Source organism: Massilia sp. YIM B02443 (genome assembly GCF_030411955.1).
Lineage (GTDB): Bacteria > Pseudomonadota > Gammaproteobacteria > Burkholderiales > Burkholderiaceae_D > Telluria.
Window position 1 is genome coordinate 79,389 of the sequence record NZ_JASNRA010000015.1, and the last position, 16,941, is coordinate 96,329.

Below are 16,941 nucleotides of genomic sequence, written 5' to 3' on the forward strand. Positions count from 1 at the left end.
CGGAGTTATTCGTTAGCTTAAAAACCGTCGTCCCCGCGCAGGCGGGGACCCAAGTTTACCCAGCAAACCGGCAACGCCTCCAGTCCCATCAAACCTGACCGAACCCACCCCCACCCGGCGTCTCGATCACAAACACATCGCCGGCTTCCATATCGACCTTGCCGATATGTCCGAGGTTCTCAACCGTCCCATCCGGACGCACCACACTATTGCGGCCACGCTGCGCTTCGCCGCCGCCCGCCATGCCGAACGGCGCATGAATGCGGTTATTCGACAGGATCGCCGCCGTCATCGGTTCCAGGAAGCGCACCTTGCGCACGCCGCCGTTGCCGCCGCGCCAGCGCCCCGCCCCGCCCGATCCATGCCGGATCTCGTAGCTCTCCAGCCGCACCGGGAAGCGGAACTCGAGGATTTCCGGATCGGTCAGGCGCGAATTGGTCATGTTGGTCTGCACCACGTCGGTCCCGTCGAACCCATCGCCGGCGCCCGAGCCGCCCGAGATGGTTTCGTAGTACTGATAGCGCGCATTGCCGAACGTGAAGTTGTTCATCGTCCCCTGGGCCGCCGCCATCACGCCCAGCGCGCCGTACAGCGCATTGGTAATGCAGGTCGAGGTTTCGACATTGCCCGACACCACCGACGCCGGATAATGCGGGTTGAGCATCGAGCCCGGCGGGATGATCACCTGCAATGGCTTGAGGCAGCCGGCGTTCAGCGGAATCTCGTCGTCGACCAGCGTGCGGAACACGTACAGCACCGCCGCCATGCACACGCTCGACGGCGCGTTGAAGTTGTTCGGCAGCTGGCCCGACGTGCCGCTGAAATCGACCACCGCGCTGCGCGCCGCGCGGTCGACCCGGATCGCGACGTCGATATGGGCGCCGTTGTCGAGCGCGTAGTGGAAGCTGCCGTCCTTCAGCGCCGAGATCACGCGCCGCACCGCTTCCTCGGCGTTGTCCTGCACGTGCCCCATGTAGGCGCGCACCACGTCCAGCCCATAGTAGGCCACCATCTTGCCCAGTTCTTCGACGCCCTTCTGGTTGGCCGCCACCTGTGCGCGCAGGTCGGCCATGTTCTGGTCGGGATTGCGCGCCGGGTAGCGCGCGTTGGCCAGCAGCGCGCGCGCCGCATCCTCGCGCAGCACGCCGTCCGCGCCGTCGACCAGCTTGAAGTTGTTGATCAGGACGCCCTCCTGCTCGATGTGGCTTGAATCCGGCGGCATCGAGCCGGGCGTGGTGCCGCCGATATCGGCGTGGTGGCCGCGCGAGCCGACGTAGAAGAGGAGGTCCGGCTCCCCGGTGTCGCGGCCCGCGACGTCGAACACCGGCGAGATCACCGTGACGTCCGGCAGGTGGGTGCCGCCGTGGTATGGGTCGTTCAGCACGTAGACGTCGCCGGCGCGCATGCGGCCCGCATTCTCGCGCATCACGGTCTTGATGCTCTCGCCCATCGAGCCCAGGTGCACCGGCATGTGCGGCGCGTTCGCCACCAGGTTGCCGTCGTGGTCGAAGATGGCGCAGCTGAAGTCGAGCCGCTCCTTGATATTGACCGAGTACGCGGTGTTCTGCAGCCGCAGCCCCATCTGCTCGGCGATCGACATGAACAGGTTGTTGAAGATTTCCAGCATCACCGGATCGGCCGTGGTGCCGATCGCGCGCCGCTCGGGCAAGGCTTCGACGCGGGTGAGCACCAGGTGGTTGTAGTCGGTCACGCGCGCCTGCCAGCCCGGTTCGACCACGGTGGTGGCGTTGTCTTCGGCGACGATGGCGGGGCCATGCACCACGTGTCCCGGCTGCAGGTGGCGACGCGGATGGATCGCCGTGTCGCGCCACGATCCGCCGCTGTACATGCGCACGGTCTCCTGCGGCGCCGGCGCCCCCTCCTGCGCCAGGGTCCCGGCGCGTGCTTCGTCCGGCGCATCCGACTGGCCGATCGCTTCCACCGACACCGCTTCCACCATCAGCGCGCGCGACGGCATCAGGAACGAGTAGCGCCGTTTATAGGCCTGCTCGAACTGGGCCTGCATGTCGGCGGCGCTGCCGGCAAGGACCAGCAACGCCGAATCGGTGCCTTCATAGCGCAGGTGCACGCGCTCGACCAGCGCGATGCGCCCCGGCGCCACGCCCTGGTCCAGCAGCTGCTGGCGCGCCCCCTGCGCCAGCGCGGCCAGGCGCGCACGCAGCGACGCCAGCATCGCGTCCCCAAGCCGCTCCTCGACCGCCTGCTCGCGCATCGCGGTCTGGTCGGCCAGCCCCATGCCGTAGGCCGACAGCACGCCGGCCAGCGCATGGATGAATACCGTCTTCATGCCCAGCGCGTCCGCCACCAGGCAGGCGTGCTGGCCGCCGGCGCCGCCGAAGCTGGTCAACGCGTATTCGGTCACGTCGTGCCCGCGCTGTACCGAGATCTGCTTGATCGCGTTGGCCATGTTGCCGACCGCGATCTGGATGAAGCCCTCGGCCACGGCTTCCGGCGCCGGGCGCTCTCCCGTCGCCGCGCCGATCTCGTCGGCCAACCCGTCGAAGCGCGCGTGCACTGCGTCGGCGTCGAGCGCCTCGTCGCCGCCCGGCCCGAACAGCTGCGGGAAGTAGCGCGGCTGCACCTTGCCCAGCATGACGTTGCAGTCGGTGACCGCCAGCGGCCCGCCGCGGCGGTAGCTGGCCGGCCCCGGATTGGCGCCGGCGCTGTCCGGCCCCACGCGATAGCGGCTGCCGTCGAAATGCAGGATCGAGCCCCCGCCCGCCGCCACCGTGTGGATGCTCATCATCGGCGCGCGCATGCGCACGCCCGCGACCTGGGTCTCGAACACCCGCTCGAACTCGCCCGAATAGTGCGACACGTCGGTCGAGGTGCCGCCCATGTCGAAGCCGATCACGCGCTCGAAGCCGGCCAGGCGGCTGGCCCGCACCATGCCGACGATGCCGCCCGCAGGGCCGGACAGGATGCTGTCCTTGCCCTGGAACGCACGCGCATCGGTCAGCCCGCCGCTGGACTGCATGAACTGCAGGTTCACGCCGGGCAGCTCGCTGGCCACCTGGTCGACGTAGCGGCGCAGGATCGGCGACAGATAGGCGTCGACGACCGTCGTGTCGCCGCGCGCCACCAGCTTCATCATCGGGCTGACTTCGTGCGACACCGACACTTGTGTGAAACCGATCGCGCGCGCGATGCGCGCCACGGCCTCTTCGTGCGCCGTGTGGCGGTAGCCGTGCATGAACACGATCGCCAGCGAGCGCAGGCCGGCGTCGAACGCGTCCTGCAGCGCGGCGCGCGCCGCATTGTCGTCGAGCGGCTGCACCAGGTCGCCGTGCGCGCCGATGCGCTCGTCGACCTCTATCACGCGCGCATACAGCAGCTCGGGCAGCACGATGTGGCGGTCGAACAGGCGCGGCCGGTTCTGGTAGGCGATCCGCAGCGCGTCGCGAAAACCGCGCGTGATGGCCAGCACGGTCGGCTCGCCCTTGCGCTCGAGCAGCGCGTTGGTGGCGACCGTGGTGCCCATCTTGACGGCCTCGATCGGCGCCGTGCCGGACTGGTCTCCCAGCAGATGCCGGATGCCGGCCACGGCGGCGTCGCGGTACTGCTCAGGGTTTTCGGACAGCAGCTTGTGCGTCACGAGTTGTCCGTCGGGGCGGCGCGCCACGATGTCGGTGAAGGTGCCGCCTCGGTCGATCCAGAACTGCCAGTCCATGCCTTGTCCTTTCGCGTGCTGTCGATTGTGCCAGCCCCATTGTAGTCGGACGGCGCGCCGCCGTTGGCGAAAATACACGACAATGCCATCCGAACCCACTCTCCGAAGCACAGCATGGAACAACGTCTTTACACCGTCGCCCAGACCCGCGCCATCGAGCAAGCGGCCTACACCAACCTGCCCGCCGGCGAACTGATGCAACGCGCCGGCCGCGCCGCCGCCGGCTTCGCGCTCGAGCTGCTGGGCGACTCGCGCGCGCTGCCGGTGCTGGTGCTGGCCGGTCCCGGCAACAACGGCGGCGACGCGCTGGAAGCGGCCGCCAACCTGGCTGACGCCGGCGTCGACGCCACCGTCCTGCATTTACCGGGGCGCGCCGATGCTTCCACCGCCACCGCGGCCGCCTACGAACGGGCGCGCTCGGGCAGCGTCGGCTGGATCGACATGCTGCCGCCCGATGCGCAATGGGGCCTGGTGATCGACGGCCTGTTCGGCATCGGCCTGGCGCGTCCGCTCGACGGCGAATATCGCGACCTGGTCGAATCGCTCAAGGCAGTTCGCTGCCCGATCCTGGCGCTCGACGTGCCGAGCGGACTGGATGCCGACACCGGCGAAGTGATCGGCCCGGACGGCGTCGCCGTCTGCGCCACCCACACCATCACCTTCCTCGGCAACAAGCCGGGCCTGCACACGGCGGACGGGCGCGACCACGCCGGCCAGGTGCGGGTGGACATGCTCGGCGTGGACGATGCGATGCTGCCGCGCGCCCCTGCATCGACGGGCCACGTCGCGCTGTTCGCCAGTCACCTGGCGCCGCGGCGCCACAACTCGCACAAGGGCAGCTTCGGCGACGTGGCCGTGGTCGGCGGCGCGCACGGCATGGCCGGGGCGCCGGTGCTGGCCGCGCGCGGCGCGCTGTTCGCCGGCGCCGGCCGCGTGTTCGTGGCGGCGCTGGGCAGCCCGCCGGGCTACGACAGCGTGCAGCCAGAAATCATGTTCCGCCAGGCCGACGACTTCGACTTCTTCGGCCGCACCCTGGTGATCGGTCCCGGCATGGGCGATTCGGCGGGCGCGATCCGCCTGCTGGCCAAAGCACTCGACAGCGACAGCCCGCTGGTGCTCGACGCCGACGCCCTGAACCTGATCGGCGCCAGCCCCGACCTGCAATCGCGCCTGGCGCAGCGCGCCGCGCCCAGCATCCTGACGCCGCACCCGCTGGAAGGCGCACGCCTGCTCGGCATGACCGCCGCCGTGGTGCAGGCCGACCGCCTGGAAGCGGCGCGCGAGATGGCGCTACGTAGCAATGCGACAGTGATCCTGAAGGGTTCGGGCAGCGTGGTCGCGCGCCCCGATGGCGAGGTGGTGATCAACCCGACCGGCAACGCCGCCCTGGCCACGGCCGGCAGCGGCGACGTGCTGGCGGGGATCTGCGGCGCACTGCTGGCGCAGGGCTGGCCGGCGTGGGAAGCGGCGATCGGCGGCGCCTGGATGCACGGGGCGGCGGCCGACGAACTGGTGCAGGACGGCGTCGGCCCGATCGGATTGACCGCCGGCGAGCTGCCGGCGGCGGTGCGCAAGGTGCTCAATCGCCTGGTGCGCGAGCACGCCGCGCATTGAGTGCTTAGGTGCTTAAGCGGCGAGGCGGCCGGCCGCGATGGTGAGCGTGCGGCCGCAGCGCGCCGCCATCGCGTTGTCGTGGGTGACCAGCACCAGGGTCGAGCCGCGTTCGCGATTGAGTTCGAACATCAGTTGGATGACCGCTTCGCCAGTGGCGGCGTCCAGGCTGCCGGTCGGCTCGTCGGCGAACAGCAGCGGCGGCTCGGTGACGAAAGCGCGCGCCAGCGCGACGCGCTGCTGCTCGCCGCCGGACAGGAACTTGGGATAGTGTTTCAGGCGGCTGCCCAGGCCGACGCGGCCCAGCATCTCGCTGGCCTTGGCGCGCGCATCGGCGTCGCCGCGCAGTTCGAGCGGCAACATCACGTTTTCCAGCGCCGTCAGGTGACCCAGCAGCTGGAACGACTGGAACACGAAGCCCAGCTTGGCCTTGCGAAAAGCGGCGCGGCCGTCTTCGTCGAGGGCGAAGATGTCGGTGCCATCGAGCAGCACTGTGCCCGAGGTCGGGGTGTCGAGGCCGGCCAGCAGGCCCAGGAGCGTGGACTTGCCCGAGCCGGAGGCGCCGACGAGCGCGAGCGTCTCGGCTGGTTGCACGGTAAAATCGATATCTTGCAGGATGGTGAGTTCGCCGCTGGCGTCCGCAACCTTCTTCGCTAGAGCGCTTACCTGGATCGCCGGCGTGCGGCCGGTGTCAAGGTCAGCGTTTTGTTTGAATGCCTCGGGATGATCACGCATGCTAGCTTTTCTTAAAAAATTGACTGTCGGCGCAGTACTCATGGTTGCGACGGCGAGCGCCTATTCTGCACCAAAAACCGTGCTCGTGGTGGGCGACAGCCTGTCGGCCGAATACGGCATCGCGCGCGGCGCGGGCTGGGTGGCGCTGCTCGAACAGAAGCTCAAGGCGGAGAAAATCGACGCCCGAATCGTCAACGCCAGCATCAGCGGCGAGACCACCAGCGGCGGGCGCGCGCGCCTGCCGGCCCTGCTCGGACAGCACCGGCCCGACATCGTGGTCATCGAGCTGGGCGCCAACGACGGCCTGCGTGGGCTGCCGGTACCGTCGGCCGAAGCGAACCTGCGCGCCATGATCAAGCAGTCGCAAGACCAAAAGGCGCGCGTGCTGCTGGTCGGCATGCGCATGCCGCCGAACTACGGGCGCGCCTACACCGAGCGCTTCTTCAATATGTTCAAGGCGCTGTCGCAGGAGACCAATGCTCCGCTGGTGCCCTTCATGCTCGAGGGCGTGGCCGACAAGCCGGCCCTGTTCCAGCAAGACCGCCTGCATCCGACCGCGCAGGCGCACCCGATCATCCTGAATAACATCTGGCCGCAATTCTCCAGTCTCATCAAGAAACAATGAAATATCCAGAAGTCCTGGGCTTCGACGCCCTGGTGGCGCAGCTCGACAGTTTTGACACCATCATCGACGTGCGCAGCGAGTCGGAGTACGCGCACGACCATATCCCCGGCGCCATCAACTGCCCGGTCCTGAACGACGAAGAACGGATCCGCGTCGGCACCCTGTACAAGCAGACCGGCGCGTTCGAGGCGAAGAAGGTAGGCGCGCCGATCGTGGCGGCGAATATTGCGCGCCACATCGAGACCCATTTTGCCGACAAGCCGCGCGAATGGCGCCCGCTGGTGTACTGCTGGCGCGGCGGCAACCGCAGCGGCTCGATGGCGCACGTCCTGGCGCGCATCGGCTGGCCGGTGGTGCAGCTCGAAGGCGGCTACAAGAACTACCGCGCCTACGTCAGCGGTGCGCTGGAAGACCCGCCGGCGCTCGACTGGCGCGTCATCTGCGGCACCACCGGCAGCGGCAAGAGCCGGCTGCTCGAAACGCTGGACGGCATTGGCGCCCAGGTGCTGGACCTGGAAAAGCTGGCCGCGCACCGCGGCTCGGTGCTGGGCCACCTGCCGCACGAGCCGCAGCCGACCCAGAAATGGTTCGAGAGCCAGGTATGGGACAAGCTGCGCCGCTTCGATCCGTCGAAGCCGGTGTTCGTCGAATCCGAAAGCAAGAAGGTCGGCAACCTGCGCGTGCCGGGCCTGGTGATGGAGCACATGCGCGCCGCGCCGTGCATCGCCGTGAACCTGTCGCGCCCGAACCGGGTGCGCCTGCTCATGGAAGACTACGAGCACTTCTGCGCCGATCCATCGGCCCTGAACGGCCAGCTGGAGCATCTGGTGCAGCTGCATGGCCGCGCCAAGATCGACGCCTGGCATGCGCTGGCCAACAGCGGCCAGATGGCCGAGGTGGTGGACCAGCTGCTGGTGGAGCACTACGACCCGGCCTACCTGCGCTCGATCGACCGCAACTTCGTGCAGTATCCGCAGGCCGAGGCTCTGGCGCTGGACGACATCGCGCCGCAAGACTTCCTGCGCGCCGCGCGCACGTTACATGCGGGCTGAGATACCGTAGGGTTGGCGGCTCCGCCGCCGACCCTACGAACTTCGCACCACCAAAAACAAAAAGCCCGGCTGCTCGCGCAGCCGGGCTTTTTCACGTCCAGCGCAGGATCTTACTGGCCGTTGTCGCTGTTGCCGAGTTCCGAACCCTTGACCGAGACCTTGGCTTTCGCCTTGACCTTCAGCGCTTCGACATAGTCGACCATCGCCTGCTGGCCGGCCAGTTCGGAAATCTGGGTCGCCTCCTGCTTGCGGCGCGCTTCATCGAGCTGCGCCGGCTGCGACACCTTGCCGATGCGGACCACGCTGTAACCCTGGCCCGGCACTTCCACGCCGACGTAGGCCGGCAGCTTGCTCACGTCGGCTTTCAGCGCGGCGATCGCGGCGACCTGGTTGATGGTCGGCGGCGTGGTACGCGACAGCACCTTGGTGTCGCCGAAGCCGGTGGCGTCGCCCGAGGCCTTGACGGCATTGAGCTTGGCTTCGCCGGCCTGGCGTGCCAGGCGCGCCGCTTCTTCCAGCGTCACGCGCTGGCGGATCGCCGCTTCGACGTCGGCCAGGGCGCGCTTGCTCGCCGGCCGGAACTCGACCACGCGGCCGGCCACCAGCACGGTCGGCGCGACTTCCACCGCCTCGGTGTTGCGCTTGTTCTTGATCGCGTCGTTGGAGAACAGCGCGGCCAGGAACTTGGCGTTGTTGAACGGCGCCTCGCCCAGCGCCGGATTCGGCGTACGGGTCAGGTTGTCGGCGGTCTGGATCTGCAGCTTGAGCTTGTCGGCCACCGGCTTCAGGCTGTCCGACTGGTCATACACGGTCTCGCCGAACACGTTGGCCAGTTCCGAATACTTGGCCGACATCTTCTGCTTCTTGAGGTCGGCCGCGATCTGTTCCTTGGCCGCGTCCAGCGACTTCTGCGTCGATGGCACGATCTTGGTGACCTTGATCACGTGGTAGCCGAACTCAGACTGCACCAGGCCGCTGGTCTCGCCTTCTTTCAGGCCATAGATCGCGTCTTCGACCGGCTTGACGAACAGGCCCTTCTCGACCACGCCCAGGTCACCGCCGGCCTGGGCCGAACCCGGATCCTGCGATTCCCTTTTGGCGATCTCGGCGAAGTTGGCCGGATTGGCGCGCACCTGGGCCAGCACCGCTTCGGCCTTGGCCTTGGCGGCGGCCTGGTCGGTCGGCTTGGCGTCGCGCGCCAGGTTGATCAGGATGTGGCTGGCGGTACGCTGCTCGGGCGTGGTGTACGCCTTCAGGTTCTTGTTGTAGTAATCAAGCACTTCGGCGTCGCTGACCTGCACCTGGCCTTCGACAGTCGAGGAATCGAACACGACGTATTCGGCCTTGACCTGTTCCGGAATCTGGAACATTTGCGCGTTCTTGTCGTAGTAGGCCTTGACCATCTCGTCGGTGACCTTTACCTGCGGCAGGTAGGTCGCGATCGGGAACTGCAGTTCCTGCACTTCGCGCTGCTGGTCGTTGATGTTCGACAGGCGGGTGGTGACGGTGCGCGGCGCAAAGGCGGTGGCCTGGATCGAGCCGGCCAGGTGCTGCACGGCCATGTCGCGGCGCAGGCGCTGGTCGAACATCGGACCGGTCATGCCTTGCGAGGCCAGCCAGGCCTGATAGGCTTCCTTGTCGAAACTGCCGTCGGGTTTACGGAAGATCTGGATGTTCGAGATGTACTTGGCCAGCGCCTGGTCGCCCACGGTCAGCTGCGCGCGATTGAGCTCGGCGTCGATGGCGCGTTCGCCCACCAGGTTGTTCAGGATGGTCTGCTTGGCTTCCGCGGTTTCGAACATCTTCTGGTCGAACTGCGGGCCCATCATCTGGCGCGCCTGGTCGATCTGGCGGCGCTGCGCTTCTTCCCACTCCTGCTGGGTGATCTTCTTGCCGTCGACGGTGGCGACACCGGCGCCGGCGTCGCCGCTCTGATAGCTCTCGAGTCCCACGAACACGAACGACGGCACGATGATGACCAGGAGCAGGCCCTGCATCACGCGCTTGTTATTCCGAACAAAATCAAACATGGTCAGCCATTCTAGGTTGAGAATGCTTTAACAGCACAGTTAAAAAAAAAGGCGAACTCGCGTTCGCCCCTTCTTGCGGAGCGGCCCTTTTGGGCGACTCCATACTACTCGAATTCTGGCGGAGCGGACGGGGCTCGAACCCGCGACCCCCGGCGTGACAGGCCGGTATTCTAACCAACTGAACTACCGCTCCAGACTTGCGTCTCGCATGTTTTGTTGGCGGAGCGGACGGGGCTCGAACCCGCGACCCCCGGCGTGACAGGCCGGTATTCTAACCAACTGAACTACCGCTCCAGCAAAACATGCTTCAACAAAGCGTCAGGATACCGACATCGTATTCCTGCTGCTTTCCTTCGCGTGTCACCGCGAAGAAGGCATTAGTTTACAGCATCTTTCAGAGCTTTACCAGCCTTAAATTTCGGAACCTTGGCGGCCTTGATCTTGATGGGTTCCTTGGTACGCGGATCGGTACCGGTGCGTGCTGCGCGCTCGCCAACCGTGAAAGTGCCGAAGCCGACCAGCGTGACGCTGTCGTTCTTCTTCAGGCTTTCGGTGACGGCGTCGATCATGGCGTCGAGTGCACGCGTCGCCGAGGCCTTCGTAATGTCCGCGGACTTCGCGATTTCTTCGATCAGTTCTGTCTTGTTCACTCGTTCCCTCGTTTTCGTTCGTGACGCTGTGGGGCGCCTTTACTGCAAAAGTGCAGGGCGTATTAAACAAGGGCAACATGGCGCTGTCAAGGTGGAGGGGCTCGAAGGGGGCGTTGTTTAGCGCCGGTTGGCGCGTCAGAAGCCGGTCGGATGCGCTATAGACGTCGCGAACGTCAGTATCTTCGCAACGTATCGACATGAAAAAACAGGCGCCTCGCGGCGCCTGTTTCATCATTCAAGCCGACGCCTGAACATTCAGTGCTTGACCACCTCGCCCTGCCCTTCGGCCGGCGTCGCCGTCACCGCGGCAACGGCAGGCGCGTCGGCCAGCGCTTCCGGCTGACGCTCCAGCGCCACTTCCAGCACCTTCTCGATCCAGCGCACCGGCACGATCTCGAGCTGGTTCTTGACGTTGTCCGGGATCTCGGCCAGGTCCTTCACGTTCTGCTCGGGGATCAGCACCGTCTTGATGCCGCCGCGATGCGCCGCCAGCAGCTTCTCCTTCAGGCCGCCGATCGGCAGCACTTCGCCGCGCAGCGTGATCTCGCCCGTCATCGCCACGTCGGCGCGCACCGGGATGCCGGTGAAGGCCGACACCAGCGCCGTCGTCATGCCGATACCGGCCGACGGACCATCCTTCGGCGTCGCGCCTTCCGGCACGTGGATGTGGATGTCGGTCTTCTCGAACACTTCGTTCTTGATGCCGAAACGCTGGGCGCGGCTGCGCACCACGGTGCGGGCGGCCTCGATCGACTCCTTCATCACGTCGCCCAGGGTACCGGTGCGGATGATGGCGCCCTTGCCCGGCACGTTGACGGCTTCGATGGTGAGCAGGTCGCCGCCGACTTCGGTCCAGGCCAGGCCGACCACCTGGCCGATCTGGTTTTCCTTCTCGGCCACGCCGAAGTCGTAACGGCGCACGCCCAGGAATTTGTCCAGGTTCTCGCTGTTCACGACCACGCGCTTGGCGCTTGCCTTCTCGCCCTTCTCGTCGCGCTTGAGCAGCAGCATCTTGACCACCTTGCGGCAGATCTTCGACACTTCGCGCTCGAGCGAACGCACGCCCGCTTCACGGGTGTAGTAGCGGATGATGTCGCGGATCGCTTCTTCCTCGACCGCGATCTCGTCCTGCTTCAAGCCGTTGTTCTTGAGCTGCTTCGGCAGCAGGTAGCGCTGCGCGATGCTGGTCTTTTCGTCTTCGGTGTAACCCGACAGGCGAATGACTTCCATCCGGTCCAGCAGCGCCGGCGGGATGTTGAACGAGTTCGAGGTGGCCACGAACATCACGTCCGACAGGTCGAAGTCGACTTCCAGGTAGTGGTCCGAGAAGGTGTGGTTCTGTTCCGGATCCAGCACCTCCAGCAATGCCGACGACGGGTCGCCGCGGAAGTCCGCACCCATCTTGTCGATCTCGTCGAGCAGGAACAGCGGGTTGCGCACACCGACCTTGGCCAGCGACTGCAGCACCTTGCCCGGCATCGAGCCGATATAGGTACGGCGGTGGCCGCGGATCTCGGCCTCGTCGCGCACGCCGCCGAGCGCCATGCGCACGAACTTGCGATTCGTGGCGCGGGCGATCGACTGGCCCAGCGAGGTTTTACCCACGCCCGGAGGACCGACGAAGCACAGGATCGGCGCTTTCAGCTTGTCGACGCGCTGCTGCACCGCGAGGTATTCCAGGATACGTTCCTTGATCTTGTCGAGGCCGTAGTGATCCTGCTCGAGCACGTTCTGGGCGTTCTCGAGGTCGGCGGTGACCTTCGACTTTTTCTTCCATGGCAGCGAGACCAGGGTGTCGATGTAGTTGCGCACCACGGTCGCTTCGGCCGACATCGGCGACATGAGCTTGAGCTTGCGGATCTCGGCCTGGGCTTTTTCCTGGGCTTCCTTCGGCATCTTGGCGGCGATGACTTTCTTCTCGAGCTCCTCGATGTCGGCGCCCTCTTCGCCTTCGCCCAGTTCCTTCTGGATCGCCTTGACCTGTTCGTTCAGGTAGTACTCGCGCTGCGACTTTTCCATCTGGCGCTTGACGCGGCCGCGGATGCGTTTCTCGACCTGCAGGATGTCCAGTTCGCCTTCCAGCTGGCCGAGCAGGTGCTCGAGGCGCTTGGCGACGTTGAAGATCTCCAGGATCACCTGCTTCTGCTCGAGTTTCAGCGGCAGGTGGGCGGCGACGGTGTCGGCCAGGCGGCCGGCGTCGTCGATGCCGGCCAGCGAGGCCAGGATCTCGGGCGGGATTTTCTTGTTGAGTTTGACGTACTGGTCGAACTGCTGCACGATCGCGCGGCGCATCGCTTCGACTTCGGAATCGTCGCCGATCTCCGAGTTCAGCGGGGTCAGCTCGGCGGTGAAATGGGTGGCGCCATCGGTAATGTTATCGATGCGCGCGCGCTGGGCGCCTTCGACCAGCACCTTCACGGTGCCGTCGGGCAGCTTCAGCATTTGCAGGATATTGGCCACGCAGCCGATCTCGTAAATGTCGGCGGCAGAAGGTTCGTCCTTGGCGGCGGCCTTTTGGGCGGCCAGCATGATGCTCTTGCCCTGCTCCATGGCGGCTTCGAGCGCCTTGATGGATTTAGGACGGCCGACGAACAGAGGTATCACCATATGCGGGAACACAACCACATCGCGCAACGGCAGAAGTGGCAGCGTCGTTTGCTCGGTTAATTTCGAAGTTGTCATGGCATACCTTATAGAAAGCGTGTTGCTGAATCTGGGCGCTCGCAGCGAAATCTCAAGTCCGGGCTGCGAAATTATTTTCTACAAGTAAAAAGAATCAACTTGTCGAATCATCATTTGCCGTTCCAATAAAAGACTGCCGGCGTCGATTGCATCGTCAATAAAAAAGCCACCGCGCGGCGCACCGCGAGTGGCTTTTCGATTGAAGCCTGCGTCTTTTATTGAGATTGATTGTACCGAGTTAAGTCCGTACGGCAAGCCTTTTTAAGGCGTGCGCGTTGGATTTTTTCAGTTTTCTCCGGACGCTTTTGCGGTTTCGCTGTAAATCAGCAAAGGCTTGGCGCCGTTCGTGATCGTATTTTCATCAATCACTACTTTCACCACGTTCTGCTGGCTTGGCAATTCATACATTACGTCGAGCAGCGCATGTTCGAGAATCGAACGCAGGCCGCGCGCGCCGGTCTTGCGCGCCAATGCTTTCTTGGCAATCGCGTGCAAGGCGGCCGGACGGATTTCCAGTTCGGCGCCTTCCATTTCAAGCAGTTTCGAATACTGCTTGATCAGCGCATTCTTTGGCTCGACCAGGATCTGGATCAGCGCTTCCTCGGTCAATTCGCTCAGCGCGGCGACCACCGGCAGACGGCCGACCAATTCCGGGATCAGGCCGAACTTGATCAGGTCTTCCGGTTCCGCTTCGAGCAGGATCTCGGCGTTGTAGTCGTCGTTCTGGCTCTTGACCGTGGCGCCGAAGCCGATGCCGCTCTTGACCGAACGGTTCTGGATCACCTTGGCCAGGCCGTCGAAGGCGCCGCCGCAGATGAACATGATGTTGGTCGTGTCGATCTGCACGAAGTCCTGGTTCGGGTGCTTGCGCCCGCCTTGCGGCGGCACCGAGGCCATGGTGCCCTCGATCAGTTTCAGCAGCGCCTGCTGCACGCCTTCGCCCGACACGTCGCGCGTGATCGATGGATTGTCGGACTTGCGGGAAATCTTGTCGATCTCGTCGATGTAGACGATGCCGCGCTGCGCCTTTTCGACTTCGTAGTTGCAGCTTTGCAGCAGCTTCTGGATGATGTTCTCGACGTCTTCGCCGACGTAGCCGGCTTCGGTCAGGGTGGTCGCGTCGGCGATCACGAACGGCACGTTGAGCATGCGCGCCAGGGTCTGGGCCAGCAGGGTCTTGCCCGAGCCGGTCGGACCGACCAGCAAGATATTGCTCTTGGCCAGTTCGACGTCGTCTTTCTTGCCCAGGTGCTTGAGGCGCTTGTAATGGTTGTACACCGCCACCGACAGGATGCGCTTGGCCGTTTGCTGGCCGATCACGTACTGGTCGAGCAGTTCGGTGATTTCGAGCGGCGTCGGCAGGTCGGACTTGGCGCCCGCCACCGTTTCGACGTTCGACGTTTCATCGCGGATGATGTCGTTGCACAGGTCGATGCATTCATCGCAGATGAACACCGACGGTCCCGCGATCAGCTTTTTGACTTCGTGCTGGCTCTTTCCGCAGAACGAGCAGTACAGAAGTTTTTCGCCGCTGGAGGATTTTTTGTCTGACATGGGGGCAGGAATCTATTTAATTGCTATCAATATAAGGCGGATGCAGTGCGTCACAAGTATGACGGCCAACAGTGGAGCGAGTCAATCCAGGGTCAGTCCCGCGGTGGAGTTAATCCGGCGCGGGTAGGCCGCCCGCAAGCGATACGTGCACAAACATGCTACCTGAAATAAAAAACAAACGCCCGAACGGTTGCGCGTCCGGGCGTTTTTTGGCAACACCTCGCCGGCTGCCCGGTGGATGACTTAGCCGCGGCTGGTCAGGACCTTGTCGATCATGCCATATTCCACCGATTCCTCGGCCGACATGAAGCGGTCGCGGTCGGTGTCCTTGTGGATCTGCTCGATGCTCTGGCCGGTGTTGTCGGCCATGATGCGCGCCAGGCGCTCGCGCAGGTACAGGATTTCCTTGGCCTGGATTTCGATGTCCGACGCCATGCCCTGCGAACCGCCCGACGGCTGGTGAATCATGACGCGCGAGTTCGGCAGCGAGAAGCGCTTGCCCTTGGCGCCGGCGGCCAGCAGGAAGGCGCCCATCGAGGCAGCCAGACCGGTGCACAGCGTCGACACGTCCGGCTTGATGAAGTTCATGGTGTCGAAGATCGCGAGACCTGCCGAGACCGAACCGCCCGGGGAGTTGATGTACAGCGAAATATCCTTGTCCGGATTCTCGCTCTCCAGGAACAGCATCTGGGCCACGATCAGGTTGGCCATCTGGTCGTTGACAGGGCCGACCAGGAAGATGACGCGCTCCTTGAGGAGGCGCGAGTAGATGTCGTAGGCGCGCTCGCCACGACCGCTCTGTTCGATCACCATCGGGACCATGCCGAGGGCTTGCGTATCCAATGCCGGATTGTGAATCATACCTGTCTCGTTCCTTGTTAGTAGGGCAATGCTGAAAACGCTGAGAAAAAAATGCCGGCCACGCAGGCCGGCAAGTTTCATTCTCAGGCCTGAGGCATGCTGCCCATCAGTTCATCGAAAGCGATGGTCTTGGTGCTGACCTTCGCCTTGCCGAGTACATAGTTGACGACGTTTTCTTCCAATACAAGAGCTTCGACTTCGCCCAGGCGACGGCGATCGCTGAAGTAGTACTTCAGGACTTCCTTCGGATCTTCGTAGCTTTGCGAGAAGTCTTCGATCTGTGCCTTCACCTGCTCTTGGGTAGCTTGCAGGTTGTTGTCAGCGACCAGTTGCGACAGGATCAGGCCCAGGCGCACGCGGCGCTCTGCCTTGTCCTTGAACATTTCGGTCGGGAACGGCAGCTTCGACACGTCCATGCCGCGCTGCGCCATGTCCTGGCGGGTCATCTCGGCCAGGCGCTCCGAATCCTGCTCGATCATCACGTTCGGCACGTCCAGTTCGGTCGACTTGACCAGCGCGTCCATCACGGCTTCCTTGTTGCGCGCTTTGACACGGGCGGTCACTTCGCGTTCCAGGTTGACCTTGATATCTTCGCGCATTTTCTCGATCGAGCCGTCTTCGATGCCCAGCGACTTGGCGAACTCGGCGTCGACTTCAGGCATGTGCGCCCATTCCAGGTTCTTCAGGGTGATGGTGAACTCGGCGGTCTTGCCGGCCACGTCCTTACCGTGATAGTCCTCCGGGAAGGCCAGCGGGAAGGTCTTGCTCTCGCCGACTTTCAAGCCGACCGTGGCGGCTTCGAATTCCGGCAGCATGCGGCCTTCGCCCAGCACGAACGGGTAGTTCTCGGCCTTGCCGCCTTCGAACTCGACGCCGTCCAGGGTGCCGACGAAGTCGACGGTCACGCGGTCGCCATTGGCAGCCACGGCGTCGCCGCCGGTGCCGTGCTCGCCTGCCTCACCCTTGGTGTGGTAGTGCACGCGCTGCTTGCGCAGGATGTCGATGGTCTTGTCGATTTCGGCGTCGGTCACTTCGGTGGCGACGGTTTCGACTTCGACAGCGGCCAGGTCGCCGATGGTGACGTCCGGGTAGATTTCGAAGGTGGCGTCGAAAGCCAGGGTGCCTTCTTCAGCATCTTGCTTCGGTTCGATTTTCGGGAAACCGGCAACGCGCAGTTCGTTGGCGACAGCGGCGTCGTTGAACGCGCGGCCGACCTTGTCGTTCAGGACGTCGGTCTCGATCTGGTAGCCGTATTGGGCGGCGACCATCTTCAGAGGCACCTTGCCCGGACGGAAGCCCGGCGCACGTGCGGTCTTGGCCTGCTGTTTCAGGCGCTTTTCGACTTCGGTACGAACGTCAGCTACCGGAAAAGAGATCGTCAAGCGACGCTCGAGTTTACCCAGGGTTTCGACTGCAGTTGCCATTGTAAAAATCGTCCAAAAAAATAATT

At 64.4% G+C, this 16,941-nt stretch carries 10 protein-coding genes, 2 tRNA genes and 1 pseudogene; 3 read left to right on the forward strand and 10 right to left on the reverse strand.

Annotation, left to right across the window (positions count from 1 at the left end):
• Window positions 1-88: 88 nt before the first annotated feature.
• Window positions 89-3,691, reverse strand: coding sequence for a hydantoinase B/oxoprolinase family protein (locus QPK27_RS16225; RefSeq protein ID WP_290419289.1), 3,603 nt, complete (start codon window positions 3,689-3,691; stop codon window positions 89-91).
• Window positions 3,692-3,805: 114 nt separating this feature from the next.
• Here QPK27_RS16225 and QPK27_RS16230 point away from each other — a divergent pair, with 114 nt between their 5' ends.
• Window positions 3,806-5,305: an NAD(P)H-hydrate dehydratase gene (locus QPK27_RS16230; protein ID WP_290419290.1), complete on the forward strand. Its 1,500-nt coding sequence runs from the start codon at window positions 3,806-3,808 to the stop codon at window positions 5,303-5,305.
• A 12-nt stretch (window positions 5,306-5,317) separates the two neighbouring features.
• On the opposite strand, the gene QPK27_RS16235 is transcribed toward QPK27_RS16230, so the two are convergent.
• Window positions 5,318-6,037 (reverse strand): ABC transporter ATP-binding protein, encoded by a 720-nt coding sequence (locus tag QPK27_RS16235; protein WP_290419291.1) that lies wholly within the window; start codon window positions 6,035-6,037, stop codon window positions 5,318-5,320.
• 40 nt (window positions 6,038-6,077) lie between these two features.
• Between QPK27_RS16235 and QPK27_RS16240 the strand changes: the two genes are divergently transcribed.
• Window positions 6,078-6,662: an arylesterase gene (locus tag QPK27_RS16240; RefSeq protein WP_374047078.1), complete on the forward strand. Its 585-nt coding sequence runs from the start codon at window positions 6,078-6,080 to the stop codon at window positions 6,660-6,662.
• Window positions 6,659-7,714 carry a tRNA 2-selenouridine(34) synthase MnmH gene (gene mnmH / locus QPK27_RS16245; protein ID WP_290419293.1) on the forward strand — a complete coding sequence of 352 codons (1,056 nt, stop codon included), beginning with the start codon at window positions 6,659-6,661 and terminating at the stop codon, window positions 7,712-7,714. Before QPK27_RS16240 ends, mnmH begins: the two co-directional genes overlap by 4 nt.
• 110 nt (window positions 7,715-7,824) lie before the next feature.
• Here mnmH and QPK27_RS16250 read toward each other — a convergent pair whose 3' ends face one another.
• From QPK27_RS16250 to tig, 8 genes and pseudogenes are all read right to left on the reverse strand, one after another.
• Entirely contained in the window at window positions 7,825-9,744 is a 1,920-nt protein-coding gene (locus tag QPK27_RS16250) for a SurA N-terminal domain-containing protein (RefSeq protein WP_290419294.1), read from the reverse strand.
• Between the two features lie 116 nt (window positions 9,745-9,860).
• Window positions 9,861-9,937: transfer RNA gene (locus tag QPK27_RS16255), tRNA-Asp, on the reverse strand.
• Window positions 9,938-9,961: 24 nt separating this feature from the next.
• Window positions 9,962-10,038: transfer RNA gene (locus tag QPK27_RS16260), tRNA-Asp, on the reverse strand.
• 83 nt (window positions 10,039-10,121) lie between these two features.
• Window positions 10,122-10,403, reverse strand: a pseudogene (locus tag QPK27_RS16265) (HU family DNA-binding protein); the annotation flags it as partial.
• Between the two features lie 246 nt (window positions 10,404-10,649).
• Complete coding sequence (gene lon, locus QPK27_RS16270) at window positions 10,650-13,076, reverse strand: endopeptidase La (RefSeq protein ID WP_290419295.1); 2,427 nt, start codon at window positions 13,074-13,076, stop codon at window positions 10,650-10,652.
• Window positions 13,077-13,361: 285 nt separating this feature from the next.
• Entirely contained in the window at window positions 13,362-14,630 is a 1,269-nt protein-coding gene (clpX, locus tag QPK27_RS16275; protein ID WP_290419296.1) for an ATP-dependent Clp protease ATP-binding subunit ClpX, read from the reverse strand.
• A 243-nt stretch (window positions 14,631-14,873) separates the two neighbouring features.
• Window positions 14,874-15,491, reverse strand: a complete 618-nt coding sequence (gene clpP, locus QPK27_RS16280; RefSeq protein ID WP_290419297.1) for an ATP-dependent Clp endopeptidase proteolytic subunit ClpP — start codon at window positions 15,489-15,491, stop codon at window positions 14,874-14,876.
• An 83-nt stretch (window positions 15,492-15,574) separates the two neighbouring features.
• A complete protein-coding gene (tig, locus tag QPK27_RS16285) occupies window positions 15,575-16,915 on the reverse strand; it encodes a trigger factor (protein WP_290419298.1) in 1,341 nt (446 codons plus the stop codon).
• Between the last annotated feature and the right edge of the window lie 26 nt (window positions 16,916-16,941).